General features: G+C 63.9%; 28 protein-coding genes. 1 reads left to right on the top strand and 27 read right to left on the bottom strand.

Annotated elements, in window-relative coordinates:
• Positions 1-113 precede the first annotated feature (113 nt).
• From BFL28_RS02230 to BFL28_RS02240, 3 genes are read right to left on the bottom strand one after another with little or no spacing between them, the layout of a single operon-like run.
• On the bottom strand, positions 114-2,561 hold the full coding sequence (locus BFL28_RS02230; protein WP_069319021.1) for a hypothetical protein: 2,448 nt from the start codon (positions 2,559-2,561) through the stop codon (positions 114-116).
• Positions 2,548-5,127, bottom strand: a complete 2,580-nt coding sequence (locus BFL28_RS02235; RefSeq protein ID WP_069319022.1) for a lysozyme family protein — start codon at positions 5,125-5,127, stop codon at positions 2,548-2,550. The genes BFL28_RS02230 and BFL28_RS02235 overlap by 14 nt, the downstream gene beginning before the upstream one ends.
• Positions 5,127-7,178 (bottom strand): hypothetical protein, encoded by a 2,052-nt coding sequence (locus BFL28_RS02240; RefSeq protein WP_173655658.1) that lies wholly within the window; start codon positions 7,176-7,178, stop codon positions 5,127-5,129. Before BFL28_RS02240 ends, BFL28_RS02235 begins: the two co-directional genes overlap by 1 nt.
• A gap of 50 nt (positions 7,179-7,228) precedes the next feature.
• On the opposite strand from BFL28_RS02240, the gene BFL28_RS02245 reads away from it, so the two are divergent.
• Positions 7,229-7,459: a hypothetical protein gene (locus BFL28_RS02245; RefSeq protein ID WP_069319024.1), complete on the top strand. Its 231-nt coding sequence runs from the start codon at positions 7,229-7,231 to the stop codon at positions 7,457-7,459.
• A 2-nt stretch (positions 7,460-7,461) separates the two neighbouring features.
• Here the strand turns inward: BFL28_RS02245 and BFL28_RS02250 are convergent, their stop codons facing one another.
• The 24 genes from BFL28_RS02250 to BFL28_RS02360 all read right to left on the bottom strand — a co-directional run bounded on the left by BFL28_RS02250 (position 7,462) and on the right by BFL28_RS02360 (position 23,752).
• Positions 7,462-7,956 carry a hypothetical protein gene (locus BFL28_RS02250; protein WP_069319025.1) on the bottom strand — a complete coding sequence of 165 codons (495 nt, stop codon included), beginning with the start codon at positions 7,954-7,956 and terminating at the stop codon, positions 7,462-7,464.
• A complete protein-coding gene (locus BFL28_RS02255) occupies positions 7,949-8,350 on the bottom strand; it encodes a hypothetical protein (protein WP_241527189.1) in 402 nt (133 codons plus the stop codon). Before BFL28_RS02255 ends, BFL28_RS02250 begins: the two co-directional genes overlap by 8 nt.
• A 46-nt stretch (positions 8,351-8,396) precedes the next feature.
• Positions 8,397-10,199 (bottom strand): phage tail protein, encoded by a 1,803-nt coding sequence (locus tag BFL28_RS02260; RefSeq protein WP_069319027.1) that lies wholly within the window; start codon positions 10,197-10,199, stop codon positions 8,397-8,399.
• On the bottom strand, positions 10,196-10,828 hold the full coding sequence (locus BFL28_RS02265) for a ubiquitin-activating E1 FCCH domain-containing protein (protein ID WP_069319028.1): 633 nt from the start codon (positions 10,826-10,828) through the stop codon (positions 10,196-10,198). Before BFL28_RS02265 ends, BFL28_RS02260 begins: the two co-directional genes overlap by 4 nt.
• The gene (locus BFL28_RS02270; protein WP_069319029.1) at positions 10,825-11,457 is read right to left on the bottom strand and encodes a phage connector family protein; all 633 of its coding nucleotides are present in this window, start codon (positions 11,455-11,457) and stop codon (positions 10,825-10,827) included. The genes BFL28_RS02265 and BFL28_RS02270 overlap by 4 nt, the downstream gene beginning before the upstream one ends.
• 44 nt (positions 11,458-11,501) lie before the next feature.
• Positions 11,502-11,771 (bottom strand): spike base protein, RCAP_Rcc01079 family, encoded by a 270-nt coding sequence (locus tag BFL28_RS02275; RefSeq protein ID WP_069319030.1) that lies wholly within the window; start codon positions 11,769-11,771, stop codon positions 11,502-11,504.
• Positions 11,772-11,820: 49 nt separating this feature from the next.
• Entirely contained in the window at positions 11,821-12,144 is a 324-nt protein-coding gene (locus BFL28_RS02280; RefSeq protein WP_069319031.1) for a hypothetical protein, read from the bottom strand.
• 11 nt (positions 12,145-12,155) lie between these two features.
• Positions 12,156-12,584, bottom strand: a complete 429-nt coding sequence (locus BFL28_RS02285; RefSeq protein WP_069319032.1) for a Bbp16 family capsid cement protein — start codon at positions 12,582-12,584, stop codon at positions 12,156-12,158.
• A 24-nt stretch (positions 12,585-12,608) separates the two neighbouring features.
• Positions 12,609-13,643: a major capsid protein gene (locus BFL28_RS02290; protein ID WP_069319033.1), complete on the bottom strand. Its 1,035-nt coding sequence runs from the start codon at positions 13,641-13,643 to the stop codon at positions 12,609-12,611.
• Positions 13,644-13,698: 55 nt separating this feature from the next.
• Entirely contained in the window at positions 13,699-14,424 is a 726-nt protein-coding gene (locus BFL28_RS02295; RefSeq protein WP_131818568.1) for a hypothetical protein, read from the bottom strand.
• Complete coding sequence (locus BFL28_RS02300) at positions 14,366-14,719, bottom strand: hypothetical protein (RefSeq protein ID WP_069319035.1); 354 nt, start codon at positions 14,717-14,719, stop codon at positions 14,366-14,368. The genes BFL28_RS02295 and BFL28_RS02300 overlap by 59 nt, the downstream gene beginning before the upstream one ends.
• The gene (locus BFL28_RS02305) at positions 14,716-16,362 is read right to left on the bottom strand and encodes a portal protein (RefSeq protein ID WP_069319036.1); all 1,647 of its coding nucleotides are present in this window, start codon (positions 16,360-16,362) and stop codon (positions 14,716-14,718) included. Before BFL28_RS02305 ends, BFL28_RS02300 begins: the two co-directional genes overlap by 4 nt.
• Positions 16,362-16,565 (bottom strand): hypothetical protein, encoded by a 204-nt coding sequence (locus tag BFL28_RS20015; protein ID WP_079246882.1) that lies wholly within the window; start codon positions 16,563-16,565, stop codon positions 16,362-16,364. Before BFL28_RS20015 ends, BFL28_RS02305 begins: the two co-directional genes overlap by 1 nt.
• A 405-nt stretch (positions 16,566-16,970) precedes the next feature.
• Complete coding sequence (locus tag BFL28_RS02310) at positions 16,971-18,470, bottom strand: terminase (RefSeq protein ID WP_069319037.1); 1,500 nt, start codon at positions 18,468-18,470, stop codon at positions 16,971-16,973.
• Positions 18,454-18,915 (bottom strand): helix-turn-helix domain-containing protein, encoded by a 462-nt coding sequence (locus BFL28_RS02315; RefSeq protein WP_079246883.1) that lies wholly within the window; start codon positions 18,913-18,915, stop codon positions 18,454-18,456. Before BFL28_RS02315 ends, BFL28_RS02310 begins: the two co-directional genes overlap by 17 nt.
• Positions 18,912-19,382, bottom strand: a complete 471-nt coding sequence (locus BFL28_RS02320; protein WP_069319039.1) for a hypothetical protein — start codon at positions 19,380-19,382, stop codon at positions 18,912-18,914. Before BFL28_RS02320 ends, BFL28_RS02315 begins: the two co-directional genes overlap by 4 nt.
• 103 nt (positions 19,383-19,485) lie before the next feature.
• Positions 19,486-21,003, bottom strand: coding sequence for an AAA family ATPase (locus tag BFL28_RS02325; RefSeq protein WP_131818569.1), 1,518 nt, complete (start codon positions 21,001-21,003; stop codon positions 19,486-19,488).
• Positions 20,996-21,331, bottom strand: a complete 336-nt coding sequence (locus BFL28_RS02330) for a hypothetical protein (RefSeq protein ID WP_069319041.1) — start codon at positions 21,329-21,331, stop codon at positions 20,996-20,998. Before BFL28_RS02330 ends, BFL28_RS02325 begins: the two co-directional genes overlap by 8 nt.
• Complete coding sequence (locus BFL28_RS02335; protein ID WP_069319042.1) at positions 21,328-21,771, bottom strand: hypothetical protein; 444 nt, start codon at positions 21,769-21,771, stop codon at positions 21,328-21,330. Before BFL28_RS02335 ends, BFL28_RS02330 begins: the two co-directional genes overlap by 4 nt.
• The gene (locus tag BFL28_RS02340; RefSeq protein ID WP_069319043.1) at positions 21,768-21,995 is read right to left on the bottom strand and encodes a hypothetical protein; all 228 of its coding nucleotides are present in this window, start codon (positions 21,993-21,995) and stop codon (positions 21,768-21,770) included. The genes BFL28_RS02335 and BFL28_RS02340 overlap by 4 nt, the downstream gene beginning before the upstream one ends.
• Complete coding sequence (locus BFL28_RS02345) at positions 21,995-22,234, bottom strand: DUF2312 domain-containing protein (protein WP_069319044.1); 240 nt, start codon at positions 22,232-22,234, stop codon at positions 21,995-21,997. The genes BFL28_RS02340 and BFL28_RS02345 overlap by 1 nt, the downstream gene beginning before the upstream one ends.
• Positions 22,219-22,509 (bottom strand): hypothetical protein, encoded by a 291-nt coding sequence (locus tag BFL28_RS02350; protein WP_069319045.1) that lies wholly within the window; start codon positions 22,507-22,509, stop codon positions 22,219-22,221. The genes BFL28_RS02345 and BFL28_RS02350 overlap by 16 nt, the downstream gene beginning before the upstream one ends.
• The gene (locus BFL28_RS02355; protein WP_069319046.1) at positions 22,506-23,291 is read right to left on the bottom strand and encodes a hypothetical protein; all 786 of its coding nucleotides are present in this window, start codon (positions 23,289-23,291) and stop codon (positions 22,506-22,508) included. Before BFL28_RS02355 ends, BFL28_RS02350 begins: the two co-directional genes overlap by 4 nt.
• Complete coding sequence (locus tag BFL28_RS02360; RefSeq protein ID WP_173655660.1) at positions 23,288-23,752, bottom strand: hypothetical protein; 465 nt, start codon at positions 23,750-23,752, stop codon at positions 23,288-23,290. The genes BFL28_RS02355 and BFL28_RS02360 overlap by 4 nt, the downstream gene beginning before the upstream one ends.

The raw sequence follows: 23,752 nt of genomic DNA on the forward strand, positions 1-23,752 counted from the left end.
TTCGCGAGAAGCGGTCCCGTCTGTGTCTCAGTGGTTTCGACCGCCATTTCCCGTCCCTGCGATGGTGCAGGGATCGGGGTAGCCAGCGGAGGCCAAGGCTTGAATCGAGCGGGTTACGAGCCAACGAGTTCTGGCGCGCGCTCCGGTGCGGTTTCCCCCGGTGCCCACCAATAGCCCTGCCCCATCTTTTCGGCCTCTCGCTCCATTCTAAGGCGATGCGTTCGATAGTCGGGGTCTACTTGCTCTGCGAGCTGGTCGAGGATCAGCCGCTCAAATGCCAACCGCGCATACCAGAGCGAGCCACCAGGCACCTCGGACTTCAGCGCACGAACGCCCTTCTTGGCCGTGTTTGGCTCTTTGGCGTCGGGGTCATCGCTAAGCGCGTTGTCGACCCGCTGTACCTGATCGCCGATGACGATGCTCGCGGCGGTGTCGACCGTCTGATAGGCTGGTCCCGCCAAAGTGTCCGTGAAGCTACCGCCGAAACGGTTCGTCGACGACCCGAGGAAGTCACCAAAAATGCCGAGTCCGCCGCCTTGCAGCAGCGCCGCGCCCCAGAAGGCCCAATTATCCATCGGGCGAGGGTCCTTTCCCTTGGACACTTCCTTCATCTGAAGTGACACCGCACCGCTTAAGGTAGTGAATATCACCAGCGCCGCCGCGTATTGGGCGCCTTTCCCCCAGCTTGCGTTTGCCAACATCCGCCGCCCGTGCATCAGCATGATCGTGACTGGGAAGCTCTTGAACTGGAACGCTGTGCGGCCAAGCTCACCGAGCCATGTGCCCCGGCGTAGGGACGAGTTGATCGCGGCCTTGATCTCCAGTCCGCCCGTCGGAACAGCAAAGTCGACCTCGGTCATGATGCCTTCCATGAGCCGATCGCGCACACGTCGATCAGCAATGTTGTCCGGCAGTATCCACTTGGCCCCTCGCTCCTCAACAAGCGGTGCGGCGCGGATCACGTCCCACTCGGCTGCATCAAGGCCGTAGCGCTCGAAGAAGCCCCGAAAGGCCTTATCGAGTTTGCCGAAGGGTTTGCCGCGATTGGCCGTGATCGTGGACATGAACTCCATGCCCATCGCCCAGCGGCCCGCCTGCGTCACAGCAGACAATCCCTGGATGCGCATGACGCCTTCCGCCATCCGGCGCGACACTTCGCCCGTAAGCTCCTCGCCAAGGAAGCGGTTCTGCGACGCGGCGCGCGATGACCACTCTTCCGCGATGAGACCGGCGCGGACAGCCAGTGAGCGATCCGCTTTGTTCGCAGGGTTCAGATATTTCAGCGTGTCCCGGATCGTGTCCATCTGCGGCAGGCCATTGAAGCCTCGCGTGAGGGCGCTGGTGGCTTGGTCACTGGTCGTCGACAGCACGGCACTGCCAAGCTTGGTCGCCGACTGCCAGTTGCGGATTGCCGAGAATGCGAGCGCGAGCTTGCGGTTCTCTGGTCGATTGTGTCGTCCCATCACTTCGTCGAAGATGCGCTGCAACTGCTGACCGCCCTTGAATGCTTGTTGCCGGTCCTTCTGCCCGCCCGTCAGCGCTGCTGTTTGCTCAAGGTTATCGGATAGCCATTTCACCGTAGCTGCCGGGTTCGGGCCAAGGATCTCCATGAGCGCGATGTCACGGCTCATCATGTCGATGTGGCTCATCATCGACGCAAAAGGGTCCGACCCGCCGAAGCGATTGTTGTATTCGATCCAGCCGTCTGCGTTCTTGAAGTGCAGGAAGCGATGTTCGGCGTTGCGGTTGGCGAGCTTACGACCTCCCGATGCCCCCGGCGCGCGCTTCGACCACCCCTCTGTGCGGATCGCATCCCAGACAGCGCGCAGCGAGGCGTCCAGTCCTTCATCGGTGAAGGGCAGCCCGGTGCGTTCGTCGATCATCTTATCGCGGTCGAGCCTCGCGGCGGTGAAGTCGCGCCACTCCTCAAACCCGGCTTCGTCAATCGAGCGGCTGTCATGGGACTGCGGCAAGCCCCACCCCTCCAGCTTGCCGATATTCCCGCCAGCAGCGTTGAACCGACGACGCAGCATCTCGCCTGCTTCGCGCCAGCCATCCGCCATCTGGCGGGCGTAAGCGCTGCCGGTATTCTGATCGAACAGCTCACGCACGATGTCCTCAAGCTCGGCCCGTTGACGGACCTGCCCCAGAACGTTTGTGGAGTGATTAGCGAGTATCTGATCGATGCGAGCGTGAGCCTGCCCACGGATATTACGCCAGCGATATTCAACGTTGGCGTAAGATGCGCGGTCGTCGCGCACGAGGAGAGCAATCGCCCCACGTGGGTTCAGAACGTCACCACCACGGCTGAACTTGCGCACGTTGGCCAGCGCGTCGGCCTGAGCCTTAACTTGCAGCAAGGTCTGATACTTGCGGTGCGCGGCGTCGAACTCCAGTTGTTCGAGCGTCTTTTCCGATGCCCGTGCCGCCGCCGGCCCTTCGCCCATGCTGCGTCGATAGAACTCCAACATCTCGCTATAGAGGTCGAGCATTTCGCCGGCACGCGCGGCGTCGATCTCGCCACTCGCCACCATCTCCGGGATGCATTCAGCCAGCGACATTCGCAGTTCCCTTGTTTGGCACCATGCAGGCGCGGGCAGCGCTGATCGCAGCCGTGTCCTTTTCCAGCCCGTCCAACACGGATCGGACGTTCACCGGGTCGCCGTCCTCCCCGATGCGAACTTGCAGGTCAGCCAGGTCGCCGCGATCGACCGCCATTAGGATGTCGTGTTCGAGGCTGTCTGTTGCTTCGCGCAGAGCGGATGGTACGGGATCGTCATAGGTGCGCAGCTGTTCGGCGACCTCGCCCGCTTCGGCTTGGCGCTGCGCGGACGGCATGTCGGGCGCGACAATTTCACGCTCGGCAACGGAGCGCGTGGCCGTCTCGACCCGAGATGGGGGTAACGCCGCCCCACCCCTCCGCACTTCTGTGATCGTGTTGCCGAAATGCACACGGCGTCCGTTCTGCCAGGACTCAACAGGGATAAGGCCGGTGGCTGGTGATGACTGCGGCTGCACGACGGTGCGACGCTCGAATTTGCCGGCGTCCTTGCCGGAAATGTAACGGAGACCAATCCGGCCGTCAGGCATCTCAGCGAGTTCAACGGGGTCGCCGCCGCGAGCCTGTAGCTCACCAAGCTTGATAGCGTCATCGAGTGACACGAACCATGTGCGCTCGGACGGCGGTTGTAGGCCCTGCTCAGCCTCGCCATGCTCGGGGCGATATGCCTTATCGCGGGTCGTCGTACCATCAGGCTCAACACGGTAGGTCGAACCCTTGGCCGTGACGAAGTAGGTTGTCGCGGGGTCGAGTTCATCCGCCCCGAAGCGTCGTGCACTGATCGGATCATCGAGCGGCAGCAAGTCGAACTGGCCCGGCTCCTCAGCGGGATCAATGGCCCTGACGCGCGGCTCCCCCATGTCCGGCGCGTCCGCCGCCTCAAGAGCGCGCGCAGCAAACTCATCATCCTGCTGCGCCCGCGCCAAGTCGGCTTCCGCCGCGTCGACCTGCCGCTGAGCCGCAAGCCACTCCTCGTCCGTGCCGAAGCCCTCCCGCTGCAAGACTGGCCCGCTCGGCACCTCGCCGCCCATCTTGGCGTGCGCCCACTCGATCACGTCCTCTGCCGTCTTGCCGCGCAGGAAGGGGTTGGCCTTTACAGCACCTTCGCCAAGCACGCGCTCGATCGGCGTGTCCGGCGCGGCGCGCAGAATCGCTTGTGCCCCGCCCTGCCCCGCGAAGTGCATCAGGTAGAGGTTGCCCGCCGTCGGACGTGCGCCGACGCGGGCCAGTGCCGCCGTGTTGTCGGCGATCAGGTCGTCCATGAGCCGCTCTTGCACGGCGGGGTCGCTGCGCTTGGCGAGGATCTGCGCGTCCGCCAGCCCCTGCGAGCCATAGCGCCGGGTGTAATACCGCCTCCACGTGGGCGCGGTGAACTGATAGCGGCCGTAGGCACTGGAGCGCGGATTTGCCGCAGTATCGTTGCCGCCACTCTCCACACGCCGAATCTTGGCCTTGAGCGCGGCTCCGCCTTCCATAGCGGGTGGAGGAGCGGCACGGGTCAGTGCTGGCGATGCAGCAGCCGATGTAGCCGCAGCTGGCGACTCCGGCGCAGCGAGGTTGCGCATCGCTTCGGCCAGCTTCTCGGCGTGTGCTTCGCGTCCCGGTCCCGGCTGAAACGGGTTGGTGGCGTCAATCTGCGCCTCGCGCTCGATCAGGTCGACCGCCGCCTTTTCCGTCGGCGTCATGCGATCGACGCCGATATGCCGCCGATATAGCTCGGGCAGCATGGCCTCAGGCACTTCGCCATCCGCGAGCGCCTTGGCGAGTTGCTTGTCGATCGGGTTCAGCTTGCGTCCCGCCGCGCGCGCGACGCCTTCGACCACTTCCGATGCGCCCTGAAATGCCGCGCCGCCGACAAAAGCTGTGACGACATTTTCGACGACATCGCCTGCGGTCGTTTCCTCACCGAACGCCCGCTTTTGCTCGGCAACAAGCGGCTGCTCCAACCCCTCGATGCCGGCGTTGACGAGACCCTCGGTCAACATGCGGATGGCGGCAGATTTCCCGAAGCCGCCAACGCTCAACGTCATGAGATTGATGGGATCACGGAACCCTTCGACCACACCACCGGCCAGTGAAGCGATCGAGCCGCCCCATTCCCCGTTGCGCTCCAACACGGCCTGAGCTTGCTCGCGCCGCTGCTTGGCATTTTCCAAGATGCTGGAGCGGAACTCCGCGAGCGTCTTGGGCAACGTCGGGAACGCTTTGGGGTTGGCGCGGCGGGCGCGCTCGACCTCGCCCCACGCCCGCTCCTCAAGCTCCTGCCGGTTCGGGCCATGGAAGCTGTCGCGCCATGTGCCATCTGCCTGCCGTTGCTTGCCAAGCGCAGGATTGCCGAGCCTTCGCTCGCCGCGCGGGCGGCTGCGGTTCAGTTCTTCAAGGACCGGCTCCCACGCTTCCCACGTGCGGTCATATTCCGCCGTAGGCATCTCGCCGGCCGTGACTTCCCGCTGCGCGCGGAAGAGGTCGCCCCATCCCGGCTGCGGCATGTCCCGCTGTTGTGCGAGCGGGAAGGACGCCACATCAGGAGCATCGGCGTAGCTGGATGGATCGCGTTGATCGAACATCACTTGTCCGGCAAGCGGCGCGCGTCGACCAGCCAAGGCCCGCCCTTCTTGGACGCCAGAAAGCTGCCGTTCCGGGTGCGGAACCCGTATTGAGCCTCACGAACCCGGACCGGCGTAAGCTTGCGCAGGTCGCCCGACGCGACGGCACTGCCATCGGGCCATACAGGCGAGCCGTTGAGCGCTGCCGCTGAATAGGCCGGGCCTGTCGCGCGAGCGAAGCGCCGCATGAGGCTTTCACTCGACATCGAGGGGGGCACGGAAACAGGCTGCCCTTGGTAGGTCGTGAAGCCGCCATACCAAACACCGTTGCGGCGATGTGCCCCGGTCGCCACCTGGATCGCAGTCTTGTAGCGCTCCTCGTTGAACTCGGTGACGCCATCGCGGGCAGCAGCAGAGGCATAGAGCGCCTTCGCCGCTTCGCTGACCTGGTTGACGTAATCCGGCCCCATGGCGCGCAGCGCTGGGATGCCCGCCTCGGCCCACGTCACGCGAGCAAGGTTCTCGCTCCACACCTTCGGATTTGCCTTGAGCGCGTCAGGACCGTTCAGGACATCACGCATCAGCGACACGCCAACGCCACCGGGCAGGCTGCTTAGCGCGATAGCCTGGCGGAAACCCGCATCCTCGCCCGCGATCTGATAAGCAGCGCCGATCTGGGCGCGCACATCGGGGAACTTGCGAATGAATTGCGCGGCCTTCAGGCGATCAGCCTGCGAGCCGGTAATCAGTTCCTTGAGCGACGCAGCTTCCGGCGCGGTCAGCGGCTCGACGCGGTTACGCCCATATTGCTGCGCAGCTGCGATGGCGAATTGCGAACGCGCGGAGAAGGAGGCCGGATCGCGCGGATTGAGCGCCGGCATGGCCTGACCTGTCGCGAACTCCTGCTGCGCCATTGCGCCGCCAGAGCCGTTCAAGCGCTCGGCGGTTTGGGTGCGGAGCGCCTCAACGCCCTTCAGTTCGGCAGCCTCAGCGGGGGTCAGCCCGCCCTTCGATTGCTTGGCGGTCAACTCGGCGATGCGGGCGTCCAGCTGCGGAAGCCCCTGCCCCTTATAGGTCAGCGCCGCGGCCATCTCGATACCCTTGGTACGCGCCGTCACGGCACCCGAGGTGTCACCGATCGCCTCCCGCCGCTGCGCGATCCGTTCCCAATCCTCGGGCTTCCCTGCCCCATTGGCGAGTTTCGCCTCATCGGTTGCGATTGCCTCGCGGGCCTCCGCTTTTGCCGCCGCCGCCGCCGCACGCTGCTCAGCCTCTACCCTGCGCTGTTCAGCCGCGATGGCATTACGCTTGATCCGGATATCGTCGTTGACGCGATCCAGATCAGCCGCGGTAAAACGCCCCTTGAACTGCTCGACATATGCCTCGGCGGTGTCGGGATTAACGTCGGTCAATCGACCGGCGATGAGCTTTCGCGCTTCAGACTCAGTTTCCAGTCGTTTTGCTGCAAGCGTCGGCGGCTCCCATCCCTCCAGCTTGCCGATCGCATCGACCTCGGACTTGGCGGTGGCGATATAGGACTCGCTGTCCTCTAGGCTCTTGAAGTTGCCCGCCGCGCCGTTGATCGCGAGTTTGCGCCGGGAATCAGCGGTCTCGATCAGCGATGTGCGATGCTCACCAGCGACATAGCGGGAGAGTTGGCTCCGGAGCCGGATAGCCTTCTGGTCGTAGCTTTCTTGAAACAGCCGGCGCGCCAGTTCGCTCGGCAGGGCCTTCTTGATTTCGTCGGCGCGCTCCTCAAGGTTCTTGAGGGTGGGATCGAGTGCGTCGACTGCCCCTTGCCCCTTGTAGGTCATGAAGCCCGTTTCAGGGTTGTCGACCGCATCCTGAACGATCGTTTCCCACTGATTGTCAGCCTCTTTGGCTGCCCGCTCCTGCTGCTCCTCGAAGATGCGCTGCTTCGTGTCAGCGAAGTCTGCGCCCGTTTGACCTAGCTGCTGGAGGCCTGCCGCAATGCCGGCTGCAACGCCGCCGACGGGCGCACTGGCAAAGCGCTCCCGCGTGGTCTGTGCGAGCGGGACAACGTTCTGATCGTAAGTCTGGACGCGCGGCATGACACCGCGATAGGATCGCCGCTTCATCCCTTGAATCGAGCGGACCTAACATGAAGACAGTCGCTATCGTCGGTATCGCCGTGATCATGTCGGCATGCGCAGGAATGGGGCGTCCCGGTATTGTGGGCAACCCGGCGTCCGTGACCATTTCCAACGTATGGAACCAGAGCGCCGCGCAATCTCACGCGGACAAGCATTGCGCTCAATTCGGAAAAGTGGCGCGCTATAACACCGGCACGCCCGATACTTACCACTTTAGCTTTGATTGCGTTGCGCCGTAGGCTCAGCTTGCCTTGTATTTCGCATACCGCTGCGCCCCGCCAAGCACCGTCGACCCTACATCCAACGCGCCCTTTACGAGCGCTCCAGTCGCCTGCATCCGCGCGCCCCGCGCCTTGGCCCGGTAGTTCGAGGCGTTGATATCGAAACCGCGAATTTCCTGCGCCGACGCGTCATAGATCGACTGCACGTCCTGCGCGCCCATCGATGCCGTGTCGCGTTGCACCTGTAGCGCTGAGCCAAACCCTTGATCGATGCCATTCGCGGCCATCGCGGCCTGCTGCTGACCCTGCACCTGCGATAGCTTGCGATACTGCCGCTGCGCTTCAATCTTGCGCCGGTCCTCGGCATTGCGCGCCGACTCGTTCTCAAGCTGAGCGTTGCGCTCCGCGACCTTAGCCTCGTAGCGAGACTGACCAGCGGCCTGTAGCGCCGAAACGCCAGTGCCGATCGCCTGCGTTGCGGTTGCCGCGATCAAGAGGGTTCCGGGATCACACATCTCGCTTCATCCAAAACTCACGAAAGGCCAGCCCGCCAATCATCTGCTCGCCTTCCTCCACCGTGAAGCCCCATCGCTCAAGCAGTCGGATCGCCCGACCGTTCCCCGAAGCAACTAGGTTGCGAAGCTCCCGCCGTGAATCGAGCATCTTGTCGATGATGACCGGACCGATGCGCAGCATATCAGCGCCGCGGCGATAGACGGCATCCGTCCCCAGAAACCACGGCCTGCCCTCGCCTTCGATCGCGCTCACCGTCACGCAGCCGAACATGGCAACAGGAACGTCATCGATCTTGGCCGTCCATGCTTCGCACGATTCGATCAGCCCCCGGCGTAGTGCATCCTTCGCACCATGCCCGAACGCCGCGCATTCCATGCGGTCCACCTGGCGCATACGGCTGGCAATGCGTCCGACATGAGCCGGTGACGCGCGGACGATCTCAACCCGGGTTCGAGACATTCGGCTCAAGGAACGCCGCGGTCAGATGCAGGGGGAGCGGCTCGTCCTGCTTGATGACGAGCGAGGTGCTTTCCGACACGTGGCTCTCGTTGCTGAAGCTGTAGGGACCGTTCAATAGGTCATCCGGCTCACCATAGGCCTCGCTCCCGCGCGCCTTGAGCTGGTAAAGCTTGTTCTCGCTCGGCCCGACCAATGGAGGCCCTGAGTTGATGAGCCGCACGACTGCCTCACCCAACTGCTGCTTGCGACCAACATTGGCGCCACCCGGCAAGATGAGCGGCAGGGTCTCGATCAGCGTGCTATACGGTAGGCCGATGGTGACATTCCGAGAAGGGCCAGTTGTCGATGGCAGCGTGACCGTTCCGTTGGTGACAGTCAGATCGCGCACCACCGCCCCGTCAGCCAGCGCCCACACTGTGCGCCCTTCAAGATGCCACAGGCCCGAAAACACGGTCTGCGGCTCCTCAAGGAAGAACGAGACCGAACAATCGAGGAAACACGTCAGTTCGCGATCGTTCCATCTTGCCGCAGCCATGCGCTCGATGAACACGCGTTCGACCCCGCCCACGACCCGGCGCACGGTGAGATAAAGCCGATCTTCCCCGGCTTCCGAGATGGCGCAGACGCTCTCGACCTTTCCGTCAGTCTCGCACAACGTCCAGCCCCAGACCTGTTGCTCCTGCTCCCAGGTGAAGCACAGCAGCTTGCCGTCAGATCGAGCAGCCCAGATGATGGAATCGGGCTCCTGGCAATATGCCCAGGACACGATGCTGAACCCACGCATCAGGTGCGGGCTGAAGATCGACACATCGCTGGACTGATAGCCGTCCAACTCGAAGGTATAGCCGATCGTGCGGACGCTCTCGCCCACACTGGGACGGTAGAACACCACGTTGTCGACGACCAGCGGGCCAAGCCGCGACGAGCCGCGGCCGATCTGCCGGCGCGCCCTCACCTGTTGAGGTGACAAATACCCGTCGTCATTCGCACCGTCGATCTTGAAGATGCTGTCAGAGGTTAGCGCCAGCAGGTTCGAGACCGAAGCAAGCTGGTTCACCGCGTTCACCCGGCCGGCCACCACGCCGAGCGCCAGCGCGTCGCTGTCCTTGAGCGGGCGTGAGGTGTCGAAGTTCTCGTAATCCGACGACTTCGACCCCCAGATGCCGTTCGGACGGTTGTTCGTGCGCGCGAACATGAGCCGCTGCTCGAAGAACGTGACAGTCGAAGGATAGTCGCCGGCAACCGAAAACGGGTTCTGGCCCCCAGGCGGGCCGTTGGACAGTTCAGGACCGATATTGTCGTCGACGAATGAGAGTTGATCGGTCGAGCCGATATAGCCGAAGTCCTGCGTGTTGTCGGACTTGTAGACGTAGTAGCGATCCGCCCCGGTGACTGCAGCCCATGTGATCGTGTTGCTGTTGCGCTTGAGCGTCAGGTCATTCGTCGCCGTCGACGTGGCGGACAGGCGGCTCTCCTGCCCGGTCTCGGCATTGATCGCGGTAACGCCATAGGTCGCGGGTTGGGGGAAGTAGGCGTCGCCGCCGTTGTCCGCGTCGGTGTTCGGGGTTGATGCAGTCGCGGAGACACCCGATGGCGCATCGATCGCTGGCCCGAACGTGACCGTCGCGAACTCCCAATGGTCGTGCCCATAGCGCAGCAGCTTTGTCGGGGCATGATCGATATGGGCGAGATACATGACATCGGCGGTCTGCTCGAAGTCGATGTCCGCAAGCTCGACGCCGTTGTAGGGCGTGCCCACGCTGTAGATACGCGCGACGCTCATACGTCGTAATCGAAGTAGCGCCGGCCACCACCGCCGCCAGTCGGAGGCGGAGGAGGAGGCGGGACAGGATCAGGAACAGGCGGCGGCGGGGGAGGTGGAGCAGGTTCCTCGGTTCGCGTGATCCCGCCAGTGTCGGCAGTGAATGCACCATAGCCTGTCGCATTGACCGGAACCGAGAAGGTGCTGTCGCTCAGGACGGTGACCGGCAGGATGCGACCGTTCAACTCGGTCATACCTTCGATACCATCGAAGAAAACCTCATCCCCGGTCTCGAAGCCGTGAAACGCCGCTGTAACAACGGCGGGATTGCCATTGGTGATGGCTTCGATCGTCAGCCTCTCTTCAAGGACAAGCCCCCCGTTCGCAGCGACCCGCATATAGCCCTGCCCCATCTCAAGGGCGTAGGTCTGCGTGAGCGAGAATTGGAAGGGAAACAGCCGGACAGGCTGGCTGGCATCCTTGACCTCAGCTACGAACCGCGTGCCAGGCCGCTTCTCCAGCCCGCCATATTTCTTGACCTTGACGTTGCGCGCCCGCTTGACGGCTGAGGCATATGCCTGAACGTCGAAGCGCGAGATGATGTCATCCGAGACCTCGCCCTTGGCGAAGTTGACCAGCGGAAACCTCATCCGAATGCGCCCCGGCGAGCAAGCTCGGCCTCGCTCACATATTGCTGGACGCGGCGCGGATAGCGGTTCTCATCCTCGGCAATGGCGCGCTTGAGCGAAAGCTCGGCCATCTGGATCGCGTCACCCTTGATCGCTCGATCCTTCTTGATCGGCATGGCGACGCGCGCTGCCAGTTCCATCGAGACGGCATAGCGAAGCAGCGGGGGGAAGTCGGAGACCGGAGCCGTTGAGGCGCGATACTCGACGATCGCGTTGGGCACGTTGGCGTAGATCGTGCCACCCTGTTCAACGAACGGGATCGGGCCATAGGCGTCCCACATCGGCAGATCGAACATGCCGAACTCGGGATAGGAGGCTTCCGGCTTGGGAAGAACCCTCAGGACGCGGGTGGCACCGTCCGGCTTGGCATAGCCATAGGTCCATTCGGAGGACCGATCCGTAACAACGGGAGCGCCCGTCACGCGGCGGGTGAGGAAGCCCCATTCATGGCGGCTCAGGATATCGTCGACCACGCCATCATAGGCGCGCTTGCACTCGACGGCCGAGACGCTGCGTTCCTCGATCGAGGCAATCGCATCGGCGCCGATGGACGCCAGGGCATCGTTGCAGATGGAGACGACAGAGGCCATGCCCCTCCACTATCGCGGCGAGGCATGGCCTTGAATCGAGCGCTTCAGTAGAAGCCGATAATCCCGCTGGCTGTCGTGCCAGTCGCGCGAACATGGCTCGCGCGCACCGCCAGAATGGTCCCGTTAGGAACGTTGTTGAACGTGACATCGGCACTGTCATCGATCGCTCGCAGCGCAATGTTGCCACCAGTCCCGACGTAGAGCGCCTTAGGCACATCAGCCAAGGCGTTGCTGTCGTGCGGGGTAACCGCCGCTACCCTGCGGCTTGGATAGGTGACCCGCTCCTCGAACGAGCCGGTGAAGTTGTCGGCCATATCCGGCTCCTATGGACAGGGGCGAGGCCGAAGCCCCGCCCCACCCCCGTTACTGCGTGCGGTCCTTGTCGTAGGCTGCCTTGATCGCGGTGATCAGGTCGTCCTTCGACAGGCCGGCAGGGTTGATGCCATGCTCGGTCGCCTTGGCTTCGAGCGCGGCCTTCGACAGGCGCGTCAGGTCGACATCACCCGGCTGCGGATCGAGCGCCTCCTCGACGGCGCGCTGAAGCGGATCGTCCTTGCCGACCTTCTCCATCCAGGTTTCGCTCACCGGCACGCCGGCGGGCACATACTCGCCTTCCTCGATGAGGAGGCCGTTGGCATAGCCGCGCTGCGAGGCGCGGTGCGAGTTGACTGCGGTTTCCTTCGCCATGTTCACGCTCCTCAGTTGGTCTGCGCGCCGGCCACGACCGCGGCAAAAATCTTGCCCGTCGACGGCGCGGTGCCAGTCACGTCATAGTAGAGCCGGAGATACTGCTCGTCCGTCCCTTCCGGCAGCGACGACGGGAACTTGAGCCGCGCGCCGAGCGTCAGTTCAGCCGCCGCATAGGTCTTGGACGCGACCTCCTTGGGCGAGCTGAACGCCGCGGTGTCGTCGGTCTGGAGAACCAGCGTCAGGCTCGTCAGGTTGTTGAACGCCTCGGTGACGGAGATCCACAGCGGGATGTCCGAACCAATGCCGATATCGCGCTTGACCGGCGCGGAATGCCCGTAGGCCGTCCCGGCAGCGCCGATATCGAGGTTATTGGTCGAACCCGCGTCGGCCGTCACCGCCTGCGAGTTGCTGAAGACCAGGGTGTTGTCCACGATCATGTCTTGTCTCCCGTAGGCGCGCCGTTAGGCGACCGCCGATTCCGTGCTGAGGATTGCGTCCGAGACCTCGATCGGGATGCCCCGGTAGGACTGGACCATGCGGCCTTCGAGCTCCATCGGCTTGAGCATGAGCGCGCCGTTGTTGCTGTTGGTGCCGAGCGCATCGAGCGCCGCGAGCGTCTCGCGGTTCATGTAGATGACCGTGCGGCCTTCCACCGAAGCGTTCGGGTTGAGCTGACCGCCCGACTGCATCGCGGTCGAATAGACGCCCTGCAGCTTGTAGAGCGCCTGCCGCATGAACTTGTAGAGATCGACGTTGCCGGCGTTCATGTCCGACACGTCGATGTTCGCAATGCGCGAGTTGTAGCGCCAGTCACGCACAGCGACGCCGATATGCTGGCGGAACAGCTCTTCCTTGACGTAATAGGCATTGCCGTTCGCATCGGTGACGCGCTGCTCGCCCTTGTCCTGGCGCTCGATGCCAGCCTTCGTGCCCTGCGGGTGGATCAGGTGCGTCGCCTTCTCCGACCAGGTGACGAACCAGATCGAGGTGTTGTCCGATCCGGCACCACCAGCCTTGACGATCTGGTTGCCAGCGCCGCCGCCGCCCGAAGCGTTGTAGCGCGCCGCCATGCCGCGGAACTTCTCCGGCGTCGTCACCACGTCGTGGTAGAAGAAGCCCGTCTCGGTCTCCTGCACCATCGCTTCGAGGAACGCCTCACCTTCCTGCATACGCAGCGCGGCGGGGTTCTTCGAGATATCGAGCAAGCGCGTGTCAACGGTCGACAGGCCTTCAACGAAGCCGGTCGTGTCCGTCACCATCGTGCGGCCCGACTTGCTCTGCGGGATGCCCTGATAGAGGCGACCCCACGTGACAGCGGGCAGGCCGGTGCGGATCGAATGCTTGTGAATGGTGCCGGCGTTCGCTTCGACCGTGAACGCGTTGCGCATCACAGGCGACAGACGGCTCAGCGTCTCGACGACTTCCGCAGTCGCCTCATCCCCCTGCGCCCTGAACATGTCGATCAGGTTGAGGTAGGAACTCCCCAAAGTAGCCATAAGAACAAATTCCTTCTAAGGGACCGTGGCGTCTCACGACGCGGGTTGGTCAGGTTTACGCACTTGCCTTCACATCGTTCGGGTAGAGGATTTCTTCCCGAGACTTCGGAACCGGAGCGCCCATGTCGCCCCGCGGAAAATCACCATCCTCGCTCACCATCCCGCCGATCTTGCGCATCGCGCGGATCATCTCGGGGTGATTGCCAAGGCCACTGTCAGTGAGGAAGCTGCGGAACGGCGAGCCCTTGGGATAGCCCAGAGCGTCGAGCGCCTTTGCCGACAGTTCGATCGTCTCGTCCCACTTCGCCCCGCCCATCTCTGGATCGGACTTCGCGGTCTCAGCCCATTCCTTGCGCTGTGCGATGACCTCGTTGAGAATGACCTGATTGGCCGATTGCGCCGCGTTGGCGGCAATGCGCTCGCCGAACTTGGCCGCGATAGGGACCAGCTTCTGAGCAGCCTCGTTCGACAGGCCGAGCTCGCGAAACACCGGATCGGCTTCAGCGAGGGTTTCCTCGTCGAGCGTCATGCCTTCCGGCGCGGTCAGTTCATAGGCCTCAGGGGGTCCGTCCGCAGCAGCAGCCTGATCGCCGCCCTTGTCCGCTTCCTCTCCCGACGCCTCACCTTCCGCGCCTTCAGCGTCGCCGCCCAGGATCGTGCTTTCATCGCCCGCCCCTTCGCTGCCGCCAGCATCGGGAGCAGCCGCGGTGTCGACAGCCGCATCAGCCGGCGTCACCGCTTCCGTCGTCTCCGTCACTGTATCGGTCGTCTCGTCCACCACGTTTCTTCTCCTCGGGTTGGGATTGGGCTTCCTCGCGCAGCGCAGCGATCAGTGTGATAAGGCTGTAGGGGTGCTGCATCGGCGCAGGCTGTCCCGCGTCGGCTTCGCGAAGGATGTCGAACCCCAGACTCCTGCGCCCCTCGACAAATGCGAGATCGCGACCGTCGGACCCGTTGGTTGCCCGCGTGGTTTGATCGAGAACCCCGGCCATTTGAATCGAGCGAAACAGGAAGCGCAGGAACTCGGGCCGCTTGACCAGGAACTCCATGTCCTGCCTGCGCTGCTTGTCGCTCATGCGCCCACCAGCATGTCGAGCGCACTCGTGCCGCCCACATCGGTCTCAGACAGCAAGCGAGCCGCGTCTGCCCCGTCGCGGACAGCGGGCATCGTCTGCGCCATCTGCTCGGCCTGTTGCTGTTGCGCCCGCGCATCGCGGATGCCCTTCACCATCTCGGCGGTGCGGATCATCTTGGCCGGCGCGCCAGCACGCTCGGCGAACTCGTCGATCATTTCGTCAACGTCGAGCTTGTCGACCGCCTCAGGGAATACAGCGGCGAGGTTGCCGACAAAGCCCGCGGTGCGCTCGATCTGGCCGATGCCAACCATGCGCTGCATCTGTGTGAGGATCGATACGAACTCGACCTTTAGAGACTGGCCCTGAATCGCCTCGGGGGCAGGAGGAAGCAGACCGCCCCGCTCCATCAACCCGAAGGTGCGGTCGATCGCGACTTCCAGCTTCTCGTTATTCACGCGCTCGATGACCGGGCCAAGCTGGGTCAACTTCTCCTCGTTCCGAGAGGCGATTTCCTCCACGTTGCGCGGCTGGATGCCCTGCATGTTGGTGATCGCCATGAACAGGTCGGAATAGGACAGCTGGTCTGTCTGTTGCTTGGTGCGGTCGATTTCCTGCCGGATCGCGTCGACCGCCTGATAGGGCATCTGGTAGGGAACGATAACTTGGCCGGCATCGATCGATGCAGCGGTCACGGTGTTACCCGGCTGACGAGTGAGCTTCACACCCGGTGGAACGATGGTCTCTGGATTGACCAGTTGATCGATCGCCTGATTACGGCGCTTCACCTGAAGCTGCAGCTCCCGCAGCGAGGGCAGGCAGTCCATCCCCGGCGAATAGCCATACACGTCCGCGCCGACGGTTTCCCAGCGCGGTGCCCAGAATGGCTGCTCCTCATAGCCCGTGTAGCGCAGGAGGTGATCCTTGCGCCCGTCGTTCTCGTCCCAATAGAGCGAGCGGAACGGCTTGTTACGGTTGTCGATGCGCCCCGGATCGCGCTCGGTGTTCGGCTCAATCGCCTGAAAGACCGGCACCAGCTCGTGATAGTTGCTGCGGTCATACATGTTCATGACCTGCGGCGAGACGGCATTTCCAAACGCTTCAACCGCCTGCGAGACCGTCATGGGCGTGCGGCGGTAGAGCGTGTCAGCCTTCAGCGCGTTGCCGGCCGCGATCCAGTATTCGCCCGCCGTGAGGGCGTGGCAGACTGCGCCCTCGGTGCGATGCTCAACCATGACGCAGGCTTCGGTCCCGAACAGGCCGAGTTCACCATAGCCCGCCTTGGCAGCGCCGTAGAAGTTGGTCGTGGCGAGGAACGCATACATGCGACGCTCGACCTCGGAGAGCCACGCCTTGGCTTCCCAGTCCTCGTTCAGTTCGTCGTCATAGGTGCGCAGCGTGAACCAGGGGCGCGACGGGGAGGACAGCCCGCTCGTCATGCCGGCAGTGAGCGTGCGGAAGGCGTAGATGCCATGCTCGTCGAGAATCTTGACGTTGCGGCGGCGCTGGTTGGTTTCGCTGTTCAGGAAGCGCGAGCGTGCCGTTGCGGCATATTTCGCGATATCCCGCCATTCCTCCTCGAACGGCTGGCGGACCTGCTTCATTCCATGCAGGCGCTTTTCGCAACGCTCGCGGAGGGTGAGCATCAGCCCAGGGTAGCCCCGGAGATACCCGAGACGTTGGCAGCGCCAAGCGCGCCCTGCGGACTGGTAAGGATCGACGCATAGAGGCCGCGACGACGGCGGGCCATCGCATCGGATCGACCGGCTGTCGCGCCCTGATCCGGCAGCTTGGTCGCCTGCCGCTCAGGGATGGATGGAACGTCGGGGGCCTTGGCCGAAACACACATGCGCTGCTCCTTGCGAGATGCAGCGCTATCGGGTGTCAGTCAGGCGTTGAATCGAGCGGCATGAGCGGCGCTGTCAAACGGGCCAACCCAGAACTCGTGCGTACCGAAAGGCGTTAGCCAGTTCCACCCGAACCTCCACCAGCCGTCCGATCTAAGCCGGATGCGGGGCTTAGACTTCGCTGTATCGGTCAATACCATGACGAGCGTCCCAGCAGGACACGCCAGGCGCCCCGGATGCGGTAGCCGCTCACGCTGCACAAGTCCTCGATGAGATATCGGACGCTCCAATATGGCCGCGTGATGCGAACGCGCAGCCGCTCCCAGCGCGTGAGTGGGCGGCCTAAGCCAAACCTTATCGGCTGATCCCCCCACTGCACAGTCCATAGGGTTGTCGACGCTTCGTCGTCAGACTTCGGAATATCGGTCATACTCTCCCTTCCCATAGCTCACCGGGTCGAGATATCCCGGCACAGTGCGCGGCATCACAGGCTCGGCGAACGTGACCGCCAGCGCGTCAGCATCGTCAGGCGAGGCAAGGCCGCGCTTCTTCATGTGTTCCTTCTTCTCAAGCTGGATCGCCTGATCTGCGTTGAAGGCATATTCCGGCCCCGTCAGATCGTCCTCAAGCTGCTGCTCGTCCGGGATGCAGCCGCCCTTGAGCCATGCCCGCATACTGGTCCATATCTCGGCACGTTTGTTGGCGGTGCGGACGCGCACGCCCGTCTGCATCTCGACCTCGCGCCCCTGCCCGCCGAACCACACTTCGATGACGAGCATGTCGGGCATCAGCTGGCGAAGGCGGTCGACGATGGCAGCGCCGATATTGCCCGCGTCGACGAAGATGGCATCGGGCTTCCACATCTGGGCTTGCAATGCGATGTCACCCGCGATCGTCATGCTGTCCATGTGGTGCCATCGTTTCCATGGGCGGGACCGAGCATCACGACCGCATCGAATAGCAAGGGTCGAGTGATCGTCTCCGAAGCGGGCGCAGTCGACGCCGAAGATGACGGGATCGGAGCCGAGTGTCTGGCCCGTCTCGCGAGTGCGAGCCTCCTGCACCAGATCCATGCCGATGAACTGCATGGAGGAAGCAGACGGGAACATGCCGCGGACGCGCACCTTGGCGATGTCGCTGTCCTCGCCATAGGCGTCGACGAGGCTTTGCAGGTATTCCTTGTTCGTGCCCTCTACCGTGCGGCTGTCAATCTGGCGCGTCTTCCAGAGGGTGCGATCCTTGCCGAAGCAGGCGCGGAACTGCCCGGTGTTCTTCGTCGGGTTGCCGAACGCGATCCAGATAATCTCGGTTTCTTCGTCCGTCAGCGCGCCGAGCGTCACCTCCCAGACCTTGTCGTCGATGCCCGAGGCCTCGTCGTAGATCACGATGATGCGCTTGCCCATGTTGTGCAGGCCAGCGAATGCTTCGGTGTTGTCCTTCGACCAGGTGACTGCATCGAGCCGCCAAGCCGTCTCATGACCGGCTGCAGTAGACGCCAGGGCGGATGCCGTGATCTTGAACCAGTGCGAGGTAATGGCGAGGCGTGACCACTTCGCGATTTCGGGCATCGTCTTTGTGCGAAGCTGCGGTTCGGTATTCGCCGTGATGACGACCTTGCAGTCCTCGCAGGTATCGAGACCCCACTTGGCGATCATTGAGATGAGCGCCGACTTGCCGATGCCGTGCCCTGAGGCAATGGCCACCCGCAGCGGCGTGAACCGGGTTTCCGGGTCGCTCAGATGCTCGCCAATCGTCGTCAGCGTGTCTCGCTGCCATGAACGCGGGCCGGGGGATGGCAGGCGCTCACTACCCCACGGATAGGCATAGAGGGCGTGACCAAGCGGATCATGCGTGAAGCCGGCAATGTCCGCGATCAGCTCGACCTCGGGATCAATCTTGCTTGCCATTCGCCACTCGCTTGCGAGCCTCAGCGATCAGTGTGGCGCGATCGGTCACGGTAACATCGACCTCGCTCTTCTCGCGCCATTTGTCGCCGCGGCGGTTCTTGAGCCACGACATCGCCGCGCCTGTGTCGGGCGGGACATGCTCGGTATACGGCGCATAGACGGGCGCTTCCGCATTGGCGGGCATGAAGATTTTGACGGCCGGGAAGCTGTATCCGACTGCCCTATTGTAGAGGCTACGCTCCACGCGATCGTCGCACGCGTCCTTCCCCGCGATGAGTGCCTCGCAAAATTCTGGATGCGCGATCTTCCAGCGGTAGATCGTCGACACGTCGACCTCGAAGAAGTCGGCCAATTCCATGTCCGTCGCACCAAGCTCACAGAGCTTCTTGGCCTGCTCAACGAACTCGTCCCGGTAAGCAGTGGGGCGCCCTACTTCGCCACTCACGACTGCGCTTCCTCTTGCTTGAATGCGTCAAAGCCGATCCACACCAGATCAGCCAGAAAGTCCGCGATCGGCCGGCGCTCTCGGTTGGCCGCCATCACGATCTGCGAGAATGTATCAGGACGCTTGGCCTTGATTGAATCGGGGGCCGGCGCGGGAATGTTCTTGGGGCGATCGCGCCAGTGCGGGGCTTTCGACGCAGGCTCTGCCGTCGACATACCGGTGCGAATGATCGTCACCTGTCGACTGCGCTGGTAGCGCTGCACGCGGATATAGCCGCGCCGGTCAAGCCGGGTCACGATGGTTGGCGACGTGCTGTCGGACGAACAACCGAGAAGCGCGCTCAGCTCCTCATTGGCGGGACACGGCCTCCCTTCCCTCGCTGCCTGATCCAGCGCGCGATAGATGATCGCCTCGTTGTCGCTCAACAGGCCCAAAGGCGGGCCGCTGTGAAGTTCCGCTCGTGCCATCAGCCCTTCCCCTCGATCATCTTGGCAACCTTGTCTGCGTGGTGTTGGGGATCGGCTAGGCAGGCGTCGAACGGGGCGGCTGTGGGGATTGTGGCGAGGGCGGTCATGCGTCGGTGCTCCAGTCCGGCCCATCAGGCCAATCATCGGGATCGAACGGCGGACGATCGTCGAGCCAAGCGGGCGGCTCCAACGACGCAGCGTCCGGGTTCAGCAGCGGGTTCGATTTCCAGTCGGACGAGGCGGCGGGGCCACTTCCGGACAGAGGCTCGGACAAGGCGGGGGTTTCCCCCGTAGGGGGAACCCCGTTTGTCCGATCTGTCCGAGGCTGAAATTTATTGTTGTCCGTCCGGTTGTCCGAGGTTGTCCGAACGGGTTCACGGTCTTCCCAAGTGCGCCACGCATATGGGCCGTAAACCGTTACAATTCCGTCCTTTTTCAGTCGGTCGAGGCCGCGCCGGAACTCCTTGTAGACGCTGTCCGGCTTCATGTCCGAACCATGTCCGGACGTCTGGGCGTGCCGTTCGCGCCAATCCTCGAATTTCACGACCTTTCCGACCTTCAGCCGGTTGATTTCGCGCTCCGGAATGTCGGTCGGCGGATAGAAGCCGAGCCGTTCGGCCGTCTCGTCGAGGGCGTTCAGAACGACCCTCTGCTTGTCCGAGAGCTTGGCGAGTTTGGACCCCATGCTGTCGCCACGCGGAGCAAGGTCCACGTCGGTTGGTTCGACAATACAGGAGGTGACGGGTTCGCCATCCTCGTCCTGGCCAAGCTCGACGACCTTGAGCTTGAACAGGAGTTCGATCCCGTCTTCACCGTCTTTCTGCTTGGTGACGCGGGCTTTCTTGGTCTCGCCGGCCTCCACCAGCACGACGGTTTCAACGCCACCTCGAAGGCTGCTGTGGCCGCGCGGATCCTCGCTTTCGGCATCCTTCGGCCGGTGGTGCACGATGGTGGTCAGGCACTCGAACTCAGCCGACACGCGCTGGCAGTTCGCGACATAGCCGACCATGTCATCGGTGTTCTCCTTGCCACCGCCAAAGGTCTTCGCCAGCGTGTCTATGACGACCATGACGGCGTTCTGGCCGTAATGCGCCTCAGCGGCCCGCACGGCCTCAATCAGGCGGTTCACGTCCGCATCCTGGGCTTGCATGTCGATGGCGATCGGGATGAGCGCGAACGGGCATTCGGTGATCTTGTGGTGCCGACGGAACGCGGCGACGCGGTTCTTGAGGCCGCGCTGACCTTCGGCGCACAGATAGACGACGAGGCCTTGCTGCACCTTACGTCCCTGCCAGTCCCAGCCCAGCGCAATGTGTAGAGACCAGTCGAGCGCCAGGAAGGTCTTGCCCGAGCCGGGATGGCCATGGATCACGGCCATGCCGACGGCGGGCAGGAGATGCTTCATCAACCACAGGCCGGTCAGTACCTCCTCGATGTCCTCGAAGAACTGCAGGGGCAGCGGCACGCGTGCCACCGCCGTCATGGCTTCCTGATCGCGCCGCCACGCCTCGCTAGCCTCGTCCATCCACGCCGGCGGCTCGCTGTGCAGCGGGAACACGTTGTCGGGTCGGTCCGGAATTTCGTCCCAGCTCAGGTTATCTGGCCCCATGTCGTCATCCACCTTCCGGCTGGGTCCAGTTGACGGCGCGCTCGACGTGCCGAGCAGCGGACATCAGGCTCGAGAGCGCCCCGACGACGAGGTGCAGCTTGCCCTCAGGCAGCGGCGCGTAAACGGTCTCGCCGGCCAGCACTGCTACATGGTGCAGGACAGGCGCGGCCTCGTCGCTGCAACGGCGGGCGCCGGCTGAGGCACGGGCACGAAGTTGCGCAAGGGCAATGCGCGCCTGCATCGCAAGCTCGCTCTGGTTCGGGCAATGCGCCGAGATAGTGGCGCGATATGCGCCCTCGATGCTGCCGGCGTCTGCGGTGATGGTTGTCTGCGCGTTCACAGCCGCCCCACCCGATCAACAAACGGCGCCCCCAGCGCCCGCAACCAAGCAAAGAAGCTGTCTTCGCGCCGGAACACCCCGACATGATGCCCCATGCGGAACAGCATGTTCAGCCGGTCGCGCTGGTTGGCGTCCGGAGTGCCAGTGCCGTCCTTCCACTCGACATAGGCGACACCGCGGTCGCCGAGATGCGGGCGCCAGGTCACGACCCAGTCGAGCGCGCCGGCCTTCATGCCTTCGCGCTTTCTGGCATTCGCTTCCCAGCGACTGCGGCGGCCGGCGTTCGGGATGGCGACGATGTCCACCGCCGGGCAGATCATGTGCGCCATGCGCAGGGCAGCGGCGACGCGCTCGTCCTCGCTGCGCGGGTCGCGGTCGCGCGGGTCGATGTGCCATGGCTCGTCGGTGAGCGGCGTTTCGAGGGCGGCGAACATGTTCACCCGCGCGCCTCCCCCGCTCGCTTCTGCCGGGCAATCGTCAGCAGATACTCGACCTCACGCCGCGGCACCTTGCTATGCGTGCGCAGCAGTTCGTCGACGGTGTAGCGGTCGAGCATGTGCGGCCGGCACTCGTACAGGAGCCGGGTCAGCTGCGCCTTGTGCTGCGCGCCGGTCATTTCGGCCGAGCCGTAGCGGCTGGCTTGTGGTCGCCCCCTGCCCCGCATCACGCCATTCCAAGCGCAGCGCGATATGTTTCGAGAAGGGCGTCCTGCTCATCGAGCTGGTGCTTTTCCATCTTCCGCAGGCGGATGATGGCGCGCATGATTTTCGCGTCGAACCCGGTCGCCTTGGCCTCGCCATAGACGTCCTTGATGTCGTCGCTGATCCCCCGCTTCTCCTCTTCCAGCCGCTCGATCCGCTCGATCAGGAGGCGAAGTTGCTCGGCGCTTATGCTGTCGGACATGATGCCTCCGGGGTCAGAATGGCTTTGATGGCGGCGACATGGCCGTCGATCGCGCGGGCGCGGCGTTCCAAGTCGCTGACGATGCAGCGCAGGTCGGCGGCAGTGACGCCGCGGTCGCCGGCCAGCTTGGCGCGCAGCGACCGCTCCTCAATGCTGAGCAGCTGCGCGGTGCGTGCGTTGCCGAGGAACGTGGCGGCGAGCAGCAGCATGGCGCCGGGCGACATCGGATTTGCGGGTGAGCCGGTTTGCGGCTCATTGGTGGCGACCTGCGTCATGCTGCAATGTCCTGCCGCGCAGCACCGCCTGCGTTTACGGCGGGTCGAGCCAGCTCCTTCCACTGGTCCGGTCGCCAGCCATTGCGCTCGGCCCGCTGCATGATCTCGTTATCGGTCAGGACGAATCGCCCGCCGCGCAGCCAGTGCGTGCCCTTGGGGTTGATCGAGCCATCGGCATCGCAGCGGATGACCTGGCCGAAGCGCTGCAGGAACTGCGCGGCCAAGCCGGCGCGGCTGATATCGCGGTGGTCGATCAGCGGGCGGGGCTGGACCTGGCGGAAGCGGCCGACGCGGGGCTTGCGCGGGACGGTCGCACGCGGTTCCGGTTGCGCCTGCACTGAGGCAGGGGCGCCCTTCCGGGGTCCGACGATGCCTGCCTCCTTGCGCCAGCGGACGACGGTGTCCGGTCCCGCGCTATAGATGCGCTGCAGTTCGTTGATCGTCTTGCCCGGCGCGATCTCCTGAAAGTCGGCCGGCACAGGCCGCAGCATTGCCTTGGCCAGTTCCTTGCTGGCGCAGGATCGGCACCGCACCGCCTTGTGCGTGATGCTGGCGCCGCAGCCGCAGCGACGGTCCTTGGTCTTGGACTGCTTGGGCGGGGTCGGGTTGGCGCGCTCGGCCGCGATATAGGCGCGCACCCGGTCAGCGGTCTGCGGCATCACGTCGCAGCCGTTACGCAGGCGGCGGACCAAGACGGCATTGTTCGCCGCGTGCTTGCCGAAGCGAGCGTCGGGCATGCCGGTTTCGGCGAGGAAGGCCTCGATTTCGGCTAGAAGGGTCACTGCCCCACCGCCCGCAGCGTCGGCCGCCGGATTTCATCGATGCGGGCAAGCCAAGTGCCGAGCGTGCGGTAGCACTTCCGCAGCCGCCCCTCGTCCTTGAGCAGCAGTTCGTGATCAGTGGTGGCGGTCCCGCCCGGGCTGTCCGGCGCCTCAGCCTGCGCGGTCTCGTGCGCCAGCGCAATAAGGTCAATCGTCAGCGGGTCGGACGTGCAGACCGCGTTAGCGCCGACGTTCTTGAGGCCATACTCGCCGTCGAGCTCGTCATGTGCGGAATCGTCGAACGCGAGCAGGTTCCAGATGCGATCGGCCGACGGCAGCGACGTTCCGGCCTTCACGTTGCGCAGGTGGCGTTCGGTGATGCCAAGCCAAAGCGCGACCTGTCCGTCGCCGTGATTGTCGCAGAGGCGCGAGAGTGCGCGCAACCACTTCGCCCGGAACTGCTGTTCCGTCAGAGGTTGCAC

Source organism: Sphingomonas turrisvirgatae (assembly GCF_001721295.1).
GTDB classification, from domain to species: domain Bacteria; phylum Pseudomonadota; class Alphaproteobacteria; order Sphingomonadales; family Sphingomonadaceae; genus Sphingomonas; species Sphingomonas turrisvirgatae.